Annotated in this window: 8 protein-coding genes; 6 read left to right on the top strand and 2 right to left on the bottom strand. The window is 55.0% G+C overall.

Annotated features, from left to right (window positions below; all coding sequences use genetic code 11):
- The 6 genes from NP589_RS20670 to NP589_RS20645 all read left to right on the top strand — a co-directional run.
- Positions 1-2,419: efflux RND transporter permease subunit (locus NP589_RS20670; protein ID WP_256608665.1), on the top strand; the 2,419-nt coding region annotated here is incomplete at its 5' end.
- A 5-nt stretch (positions 2,420-2,424) separates the two neighbouring features.
- Complete coding sequence (locus tag NP589_RS20665) at positions 2,425-3,642, top strand: efflux RND transporter periplasmic adaptor subunit (RefSeq protein ID WP_256608664.1); 1,218 nt, start codon at positions 2,425-2,427, stop codon at positions 3,640-3,642.
- A gap of 161 nt (positions 3,643-3,803) precedes the next feature.
- Positions 3,804-4,235, top strand: a complete 432-nt coding sequence (locus NP589_RS20660) for a desulfoferrodoxin family protein (protein WP_256608663.1) — start codon at positions 3,804-3,806, stop codon at positions 4,233-4,235.
- Positions 4,236-4,687: 452 nt separating this feature from the next.
- A complete protein-coding gene (locus tag NP589_RS20655) occupies positions 4,688-5,803 on the top strand; it encodes a DUF262 domain-containing protein (RefSeq protein WP_256608662.1) in 1,116 nt (371 codons plus the stop codon).
- Complete coding sequence (locus NP589_RS20650; RefSeq protein ID WP_256608661.1) at positions 5,793-6,926, top strand: AAA family ATPase; 1,134 nt, start codon at positions 5,793-5,795, stop codon at positions 6,924-6,926. The genes NP589_RS20655 and NP589_RS20650 overlap by 11 nt, the downstream gene beginning before the upstream one ends.
- A 7-nt stretch (positions 6,927-6,933) precedes the next feature.
- Positions 6,934-7,899, top strand: a complete 966-nt coding sequence (locus NP589_RS20645) for a hypothetical protein (RefSeq protein ID WP_256608660.1) — start codon at positions 6,934-6,936, stop codon at positions 7,897-7,899.
- A gap of 175 nt (positions 7,900-8,074) precedes the next feature.
- Here the strand turns inward: NP589_RS20645 and NP589_RS20640 are convergent, their stop codons facing one another.
- Both NP589_RS20640 and NP589_RS20635 read right to left on the bottom strand, forming a co-directional pair.
- Positions 8,075-8,641 carry a M15 family metallopeptidase gene (locus tag NP589_RS20640; RefSeq protein WP_256608659.1) on the bottom strand — a complete coding sequence of 189 codons (567 nt, stop codon included), beginning with the start codon at positions 8,639-8,641 and terminating at the stop codon, positions 8,075-8,077.
- Positions 8,622-9,248 (bottom strand): nucleotidyltransferase family protein, encoded by a 627-nt coding sequence (locus NP589_RS20635; RefSeq protein ID WP_256608658.1) that lies wholly within the window; start codon positions 9,246-9,248, stop codon positions 8,622-8,624. The genes NP589_RS20640 and NP589_RS20635 overlap by 20 nt, the downstream gene beginning before the upstream one ends.
- Positions 9,249-9,370: the final 122 nt, after the last annotated feature.

The raw sequence follows: 9,370 nt of genomic DNA, 5'->3' as shown, positions 1-9,370 counted from the left end.
GCTGGTCCGCGACGTGGCGACGGTCCGCGACGGCGCGGCACCGGTGACCACCATCGCCCGCCAGAACGGCGAACGCGGCATTCTGACCTCAATTTTCAAAGTCGGCCGCACCTCGACTCTTGAGGTAGTCGAGCACGTCAGACAAACCATCCCGAGAATGCTCAATCTGATGCCGGAAGGCATCAATATGCGTTTAATGTTCGACCAATCGCTGTTCGTAAAAGCGGCAATCGGCAATGTGTTGCACGAAGCACTGATCGCCGCCGGCCTGACTGCGGCGATGATCTTGCTGTTTCTGGGTAACTGGCGCACTACCTGCATCATCGCGGTATCGATACCGTTGTCCATCATGGTTTCGTTGATTGCCTTGTATTTAGTCGGCGAAACCATCAATCTGATGACGATGGGCGGCCTGGCCTTGGCGGTCGGTATATTGGTGGACGATGCCACCGTGGAAATCGAAAACATCGAGCGGCAAATGTTGCTGGGCAAGAATCCGCATCAAGCCATCCTGGATGGCGCGGCGGAAATCGCCATGCCGGCGCTGGTCTCCACGCTGTGCATCTGCATTGTGTTCGTACCGATGTTCTTCCTGTCCGGCGTGGCGCGTAGCTTGTTTGTGCCGATGGCGGAAGCGGTGGTATTCGCAATGCTGGCTTCATACGTGTTGTCGCGCACCCTGGTGCCGACTTTGGTGATGTATGTGATGTCCGGCCACCACGGCCATACCGATGCGCCGCCGGGTAACGCACTGGCGCGAGGCTTTCAGCGCCTGCATCACGCCTTCGAGCGCGGCTTCGAACAGTTTCGCGGTCATTATGTGATCCTGGCTAGCCATTTGTTAAATCACCGCTTGCGTTACAGTTCGGCAATTTTAGGCTTTTGCCTGGCATCGCTGGGCCTGGTGCCGCTATTGGGAGAAGACTTGTTTCCAGCGGTGGATGCCGGGCAAATTCGCCTGCACGTCCGCGCGCCGTCCGGCACCCGTATCGAAGAAATGCCGCAACACATCGATGCGGTCGAAAAAGTCATTCGCGACATCATTCCCGCCGACGAAATCGCCGATCTACTGGACATCATCGGCGGCCCCTACAGCACGCGTAATACCCTGTTCGGCAATTCCGGCACCGTGGAAACCGCCGACACCGAGATCATGATCTCGCTACGCCCCGGCGACCATGCCCCCAGCGCCGACTATATCAAACGCTTACGCGCGGAATTACCCAACCGATTCCCTGGTCTGGAGTTTTTCTTCCAGCCCGCCGATCAGGTCAGCCAAACCTTGAATTTCGGCGTACCCGCACCTATCGACATCCAGTTCATCGGCGGTAAACCGGAAGAAGTCATGCCGCAGGTTATCGCCTTGGAAAATCGTTTGCGGCAAGTCCCCGGCATCGTCGATGCGCATATTTACCAGCGCATGAATCGGCCGGCACTCGATCTGGAAATGAATCGCCAGCAATTGCAACAACTGGGTCTATCGGCCCGCGATCTGGCGCAAAATCTGTTGCTGACCCTGAGCGGCAGCATGCAAACCGCGCCATCGTTCTGGCTAAATCCGGCCAACGGCAACTCGGTGAATATCGGCGTGATGGGAAATCCGCTGGACTTGGATAATCTGGACGCCTTGATGCGCACGCCGGTGGGCGGCGGTAACGGCCAACCGCAATTGCTGGGTAATCTGGTCAAAGTGAAACGCACCGTGTTACCGGTCGCGGTGACCCATTACAACGCCAATAACGTCTTCGACATTTACGCCAGCGTCGAAGGCCGCGATTTGGGTTCGGTCAGCCGAGAAATCGAAACATTGGTTGCCGACAGCCGCAGGCAATTACCGCGCGGCGTCGAATTGAACGTACGCGGCCAAATCGAAACCTTGAACAGTTCATTCACCGGTTTGGCGGCCGGCTTGGCGGTTGCCATTGTGTTGCTGTACCTGCTGCTGGTCGTGAATTTTCAATCCTGGCTGGACCCGCTGATTATTGTCAGCGCTCTGCCCGCTGCGTTGGCCGGCATCGCCTGGACATTATTTTTGACCGGCACCACACTGAGCATTCCGGCCTTGACCGGCAGCATTATGGCAATGGGCGTGGTAACCGCAAACAGCATTCTATTGGTGTCATTTGCCCGCACTCGTCTGGCAGACGGTGTACCGCCTGTGACGGCGGCCTTGGAAGCGGCGGCCACCCGGCTCAGACCGGTGTTGATGACCGCTTTTGCGATGATCGTCGGCATGTTGCCGATGGCCATCGGCTGGGGCGAAGGCGCCGAACAAAACGCGCCGCTGGGCCGCGCGGTAATCGGCGGTCTGGCTTTTGCCACCGTGTCCACTTTACTGTTCGTACCGCTGGTATTTGCCGGTACCCACCGCTGGCTGGCGCACCGACTTTCGCATCGTACAACCTTTGTAACCCCCTAAATCATATGAATAGCATCCCTTCATCACCCTTTGCGCGACCGGCTTCCGACCATTCGCACCGCACCCTGCTGGTAGTAAAACGGCTGGGTGCGGCACTCTTGTTATTGCTCCTGCTGGCCGGCGCCTGGCGCCTGGCGCAGAACCTCCAACAAGCGGAAACCTTGCAGGCGCAAACCGCGGCCAGCCAACAGCGCAGCGTAATCGCGGCGCATTCCCGGCCTGGCGAGGCGACACGCAAGCTGGTGTTGCCCGCCAGCTTGCGCGGCAATACCGAAACCCAACTCTACGCGCGCAGCAACGGCTACTTAAGCGCCTGGCACAAGACCATAGGCGATCAGGTCAAGAAAGGCGACTTGTTGGCGGTCATCGACGTACCCGAGTTGGAACAGGAACTGGCGCAATCGCGCGCCGCGTTGGCCCAAGTCAAAGCCCGGCTGGAACTGACCCGCACCACTCTGCAACGCTGGACACAATTAAACGGTACCGATAGCGGCACGCAGCAAGAGTTCGACGAAAAACGCAGCGCTTTCCTGCAAGCCGAAGCCGATTTTTCGGCCGCGCAAGCCAATGTCAAACGCCTGGAAAATATCGAAGGCTATCGGCGCATCGTCGCGCCGTTTTCCGGCGTGATTACCCGCCGGGCGGTCGATGTCGGCAGCTTGATCGTCGCCGGTAGTCAGGAGTTATTTGCGTTGACGCAAACCGACCCGTTGCGATTGACGGTCTGGGTGCCGCAAGTCTACGCGGACGACATCAAAGCCGGCCAGGAAGTCTCGGTAAGAGTCCTCGATTCGCAAGGCAAGCCGGTTAGCGCCCATGTGGATCATGTCGCCGGAGCATTGGACCCGGTCAACCGCTCCCGGCAGGTGGACATTACCCTGTCCAACAAAGACGGTAAGTTACTGCCCGGCTCCTACGTGGAAATCTCCATCAACGTCGCCGGCAAATCCAGCCCCTTGGTCGTGCCGGCTAATGTGTTGGTGATGGATCAGGCTGGTCCGCATATCGTCATCGTCGATGCGGAACATCGTGTGGCGTTTCGGCCGGTAAAATTGGGCCGCGACTTCGGCCGCGAACTGGAAATATTGGATGGCATCTCGGCCAGCGATACCTTGGTCGCCAGTCCCTCGGATCTCTTGGTGGAAAGCGAAACCGTGGGTGTGGTGGAAGCCCAAACAAAGCCGGCCGAGAAACCCAAGGACAAAAGTGCGGTTAAATCGTGATACATTTCAACGCGTCGCGCGGTCTGTCGAGCCGGAGCCGCTGCGAACGTTTTATCCTGCATTGACGGGATAAGAAAATCCGGCTCAACACGCGCTCCCGAGCAAGCCTCACTGTGCTTCACTCAGTAGCAAGCAAATTTAACCCATAACAAGGAATTTTCATGGAACGTCGCGATTTTATTCGATTGAGTGCCGCCGGTGCGGCGGTAAGCGTCATTGCCCCCACCCTGGCCCAGGCCGCCGAAGCCGGCAAACAACCCACACCGCCGGGCGATGTGTTTTATACCAAGGACGCGCAAGGCCGCTGGGCCGGCAAAGCCCCGACGCATCTGCCGGTGATTGAAGTCGTTAAAGCCGACAGCAAAGCCACCGTCAAGATCACCACCCCACACGAAATGAAAGGCTACGAACATTACATCGTCAAACACGTACTGCTGGATAAAGACTACAAATTCCTGAATGAGCGGATGTTCGATCCCAGCAAAGACCCCGTAGCCATTTCCGAATTCAGTCTGGCCGGCTACAGCGGCACGGTTTACGCCTTGAGCCTGTGCAACAAACACGATCTGTGGTTGAGCAGCGCCGAGGTTTAAAGCAGTTGGATCAGCAATGACAAGGACGTTATTGCCGTTTGATCACCTATTTGCCGTCTGAACTCCCCGGACATCGGCAGCCATAGGCTGGATAAGCCAGTGCCAAGCTTCAAAACTTGAAATTCCTGCAAGTTACACTGACGATAGCGGGATGAAAACTCAAAAACCATGAAACAACTAAGCGGTGGGTTGACAGAGTAATTTCTGTTTTTGACGTTATCGACCCTGAATAGACACTCGGCTTTCGGATTGCCATGCGTCAGTTTACTGACTTTAAGTAGCCGCTCGGAAACGCCATCTAATTAATCCTGATGCTCGAGATAGGGGAAACGAGGACTTATCCTTTCGTGTATGTGATCTTCTTTTATCCATGAAAGAGCAAGAGCAACTCGCGGCACAATACTGTCTATGTCAAAATACCGCCTTACTCCATCCAGTAATTTGGAAATTGCATGACAATCAACACAGTCAACGATGAACTGACCGGTGAACAGGTCGATGAATCTATTGAGGGTTATGAGTCCTCCGTCCCTGGTGGATGGGAAGGTTATCCTTTAGATGAACTGGCTATCAGGGATGAACGGCGTACAACGTCGGACGTGATCCGGCGTGTTAAGAATGACCGGTTCGTTCTTGACCCAGATTTTCAGCGGGGGTTTGTTTGGGATCGGAATAAACAAAGCCGACTGATCGAATCAATCCTACTGCGTATTCCCTTGCCGGTCTTTTATGTGGCAGAGGACGATGCGGGGCGATTGGTTGTGGTAGATGGGCGGCAGCGGCTTACTACCCTATTGAATTTTCTAGACAATAATCTTGCTCTCCAACTCAAAGATCGTCCGGAACTGGACGGTAAGCGTTTCGATAATCTGGACGTTCGCCTACAGAATCGGGTGGAGGATTGTCAATTGCTTTTCTACATTATCGATCGCTCCGTACCGGAGAGGGCACGCCTGGACATCTTTGAGCGGGTCAACGGTGGTGAAGTCTTGACCCGTCAACAGATGCGAAATGCAATTTATAATGGTCCCGCAACTGCTTTCCTGCGGAAGGAAGCTGAAACTGCGTTATTCAGGGAAGCAACTGGCGGCAGCCTTAACATCCAAAAGATGCAGGATCGGGAGATGATTAACCGATTCTGTTCATTCTGGCTCTTGGATTTAGATGACTACCGAGGCGACATGGACGAGTGGCTTGCCAATGGATTGGAAATGATGAACAAGACCAATCCGGAAAACTTGGAGCAGCTGCGTAGTGAATTCCGGCGAGCCATGAAAAACAACCTCACTGTATTCGGCCGGCAGGCATTTAGAAAGCACCGTTCCCCTAATCAGGCGCGCAGCATTGTTAACGCCTCCTTATTCGATGTTATGAGCACCCGTCTTGCTCAGTATTCCGAAGTCACCGTGGCTAATAAGGCCGATTTACTTCGAAAGAAGTTTTATGCCCTGATGGATGATGATGATTTCATTCGTGCAATCACCTATGGAACCAACTCGACCAAAGCGGTCTACGTTCGTTTCTATATCGCCGATAAGATATTCCAAGAGGTGTTCGATGCTGCGTGAAATTCATCTTTCCAGTTTTAAGTGCTTTGATAATCTGATTCTGCCGTTGGGGCCGCTAACTCTGCTGACGGGTGTGAATGGCGGTGGCAAGTCTTCGGTAATGCAGGCTTTAGTGCTTCTATCCCAGACTTTCGTCCAACAGGAATGGGGGCGTTCCTTGATGCTCGAAGGCCCCGAACTGGCTTTGGGCAATGTGGCGGACGTCCTCAATCAGGATTCCGCGCGCCGAAGTCTGGCTCTAGGTATTACAACCGACGAGCAGAAGATTAAATGGTCGTTTAAAGCCGAGGATCGACGGGCGCTATCAATCGAACTGGAGCAGATCGAAGTAGAAGGAGCCACTCTCCTCCTTGAGGCTGATGCTCCTATTCGCTGGCTAATGCCAAACGATTTAGCAGAGAGTTCGCCTGTTGTTTTCGCCCTTCGACATTTGAGTTGGATAACCGCCGAGCGTACCGGTCCTAGGGAATTGCTACCTTTGCGGATAGGAGATGGCCTTTCACGCGTTGGCCATCACGGTGAAATGGCCGCCGGTCTTCTGTACTGGCGTGGTGAGGACGAAGTGAATTCGGCCCTGTGTTTACCCAACATCCCTCCCACGCTATTCCATCAGGTCCGTGGACACATGCAGCGTTTTTTCCCGGGGTGTGATCTACGTGTTTCCCCCATAGACGGAGTGAGCGCTGTCAGTCTTCGGCTGCGTTCAGATTCCAGATCCGATTTCCAGCGCCCGCAAAACGTCGGTTTTGGTCTGACCCAACTCTTTCCAATCATTGTTTCGCTGTTGGCCGCTAGGACTGGTGATGTGTTACTCATCGAGAATCCAGAGGTCCATCTTCATCCACGTGCGCAGCAAGAGATTGGAGTGCTTTTGTCGGAAACCGCCGCCAGCGGGGTGCAGGTGATCATGGAAACACACTCCGACCATGTTCTCAATGGCGTCCGGCTAGCCGTGAAGCAGAGAAAACTCCCCTCGTCGGAAGTTCGCATCCATTTTTTTGCCCATCGGCCCGGCCAGGCCGCTGAGCCCGAGTATCTTTCCATCGATGACGATGGGCGGCTCAATTCATGGCCGACAGGTTTCTTCGACCAATTCGATTTTGCTCTCTCTGAATTAATGTAAGGTGCTCATGGATGTGATTCTCGACGAAACCAGCCTCGTACCTTGTGATAGCTGGTCCCCCTCCCTGCGTATCAAGACCTTGGCCGCCACACTCCAGGCATTGGATCGGTTAGGGTGCGCACGGGTTTTGCGTTCCGTGCGAGCTGCTGCCGATCTTGATATCGGCCAAGGCCGCGGCTTGCGAGGATGGTGCTTCGACCAGGGTACGAATCGCGAAGCGGGCAGGTTTATCGCTCAACGTTTAGGTAAGCAACCATTTATCGATGGTGCCGACGGACTTTTCGCTGAGATCGAAGGCGAGCGGGTTATCGAAGGTAGCATGCTTGGAACAACGGTTGTCGGATTGGCATTTGCTGCACTCACGAATACACCTGCCGTCGCACTCTGCAGCGCTGCTCGGCCTGCAAGTACGGCTGTTGCAGTGGATCTCATTAACCTGGACGCTGAAGGCGAGTTCCAAGAGACAGTCCAAGTTTGCTGCTTGGTGACAGAAGATGATGTTATTCACCAAAGTGAATCAATTATACGGGGTGTCGAGAGTTCCTTAGAGAACGGCGATCAATTGATGAAGCGCGCCGGAGAGCTCTTTCCTCGGCTGCGTTTTGGTCCTAGGGCTATCGAACAGATTTCTTCACTTACGGGAAACGAACCAGTATTCCACCAATTATTCCGGCATCTCCGTGCTTTGGATCAGGGCGCAGCGGCGTGGCAACCGGACACACAATATACCCCGGTCGGCTCGATCACATGGAGCCGCGAATCTAATTCCACTTTGAACCATGTCAGCTATGGTCCACTTCGCGATTTTCCCACGCCCCATGGTTTCGCCCCGCGTCGCTGGAGTTACCACAGCAAGCTGAGCGGCGGTACTGGCGCTCGGCTCTATTATCATGCTGAAAGAACTGACGAAGCATCCGTGGTGTTGATTGGCTATTTCGGTGACCACCTGCCAACCGTTCTGTTCGACGGTTAACCATTGTAACAATCGGGGTGAGCCCGCTTAGGGCGCATTAGCAATAGCGTAATGCGCCGAATGATTAAAGGCCAACATGCGGGACGTCACGGCTATCGCCTATTGACACCCTGCGATGGCTTACACCTTACCGCATTGGATAGCCAGCGATAACGAGGATGTTATCGCTGGCTTACTATTTTGGCGTCAATAATTCCCCGGAATCCCCCCGATAACACCAATGCCAGGGTTCGTAAACATAACCAAACCGATTATCGCGCGGGAACGATAGAAAGAATTGAAACCGCTGCGCGTTGCTGGCTAGCCAGCGAAATGCGCGGGTATTTTCGAACTGCTCGCCCAGCTCCGGACAATCGTCGCTGCCTATATCGATAGCACGACCGCTATGGTGTTCGCTGTAACCGGGCGGTGCCAAGACGCGCAGAATCTCGTCGATAGTTTGGCCTTTCTCGAGCTTACGGCGAATGATGTCGGCTTGATAATCCACGCTGCGAAAGGCCGAGACCATCAGCAACACGATACCATCCTCGGCGGCGGCCAGTTTCAATGCGTGCCAGGCGGTTGCCGCAGCTGCCGTGACACGAAATTCTCTACCCCGCTGCGTGGTTTCCGCGACGACCAATTCGGCCGGCTCGCGGCATAATTCCAAACCTCTGGTTGCCGGCAAATCTTCCGGAATACCCAATTCGACAAATATCCTGCAAATCCTCGGCAAGTAATCGTCAAGCGGTTCCGCGATCATCGGCTACATCTGTTTTATGGGCATGCAAGCGCTGGTAATCGCCCTGCGTATCGATATCCAGTTCCGCTTCCTGTAACGGTACTTTTACCAGCGCTTCTTCAAACCGCAGCAACAAGGGCTTTGCTCCGCGATCGCCAGTTAAACCGACTAGCTGCGCAAAAAACGCGGCCGGAAACACGGCCGGTACGCCGAACGACTCCGCATACTGACTCACCACGATGCGCTCCGGCGCGATTTGCCAAGCCCGCAGCAGGTTTTGCAGGTGCGCAGCATTAATCAGAGGTTGGTCGCACAGCATCAATAACACCGCGCCGGCCGTGGCCGGCAAGGCTTCGATACCTGTTCGAATCGAACCGGCCATGCCGTCCGCCCAGTCCGGATTCAGCGCCACGCTTACGCCGTTCAGATCGATAGCGGTTTTTATCGCCTCGGCATTAGCACCCAACACCAATACGATCCGCTCCGCCAAAACCGCCTGAGCATTGGCAAGCGCATGAGTCAGTAATGGACGGTCTTGCCAGATCAGCAATTGTTTGGGGCTGCCCATCCGGCTGGATGCACCGGCGGCCAGGATGACTGCATAGACATTATCAATGGCTGCATGCATGCTGGATGGAGACTACGTCATTGTCCAGTTGCAAACCGCTACGGCCGTTGAGATGGGCATGGATGCCGGCCACGATAGACAGCGCAATCTCTTCCGGGGTTTGCGCGCCTATGTCCAGGCCC

The sequence above is a fragment of the Methylomonas rosea genome, assembly GCF_024505055.1.
Taxonomy (GTDB): Bacteria; Pseudomonadota; Gammaproteobacteria; order Methylococcales; family Methylomonadaceae; genus Methylomonas; species Methylomonas rosea.
This window is presented reverse-complemented; position numbering and strand designations above follow the sequence as displayed.

Bases quoted from the DNA above. Each gene is read 5' to 3' on its own strand.
- NP589_RS20665 (WP_256608664.1), top strand. From the start codon at position 2,425: ATGAATAGCATCCCTTCATCACCCTTTGCGCGACCGGCTTCCGACCAT.
- NP589_RS20660 (WP_256608663.1), top strand. From the start codon at position 3,804: ATGGAACGTCGCGATTTTATTCGATTGAGTGCCGCCGGTGCGGCGGTA.
- NP589_RS20655 (WP_256608662.1), top strand. From the start codon at position 4,688: ATGACAATCAACACAGTCAACGATGAACTGACCGGTGAACAGGTCGAT.
- NP589_RS20650 (WP_256608661.1), top strand. From the start codon at position 5,793: ATGCTGCGTGAAATTCATCTTTCCAGTTTTAAGTGCTTTGATAATCTG.
- NP589_RS20645 (WP_256608660.1), top strand. From the start codon at position 6,934: ATGGATGTGATTCTCGACGAAACCAGCCTCGTACCTTGTGATAGCTGG.
- NP589_RS20640 (WP_256608659.1), bottom strand. From the start codon at position 8,641: ATGATCGCGGAACCGCTTGACGATTACTTGCCGAGGATTTGCAGGATA.
- NP589_RS20635 (WP_256608658.1), bottom strand. From the start codon at position 9,248: ATGCATGCAGCCATTGATAATGTCTATGCAGTCATCCTGGCCGCCGGT.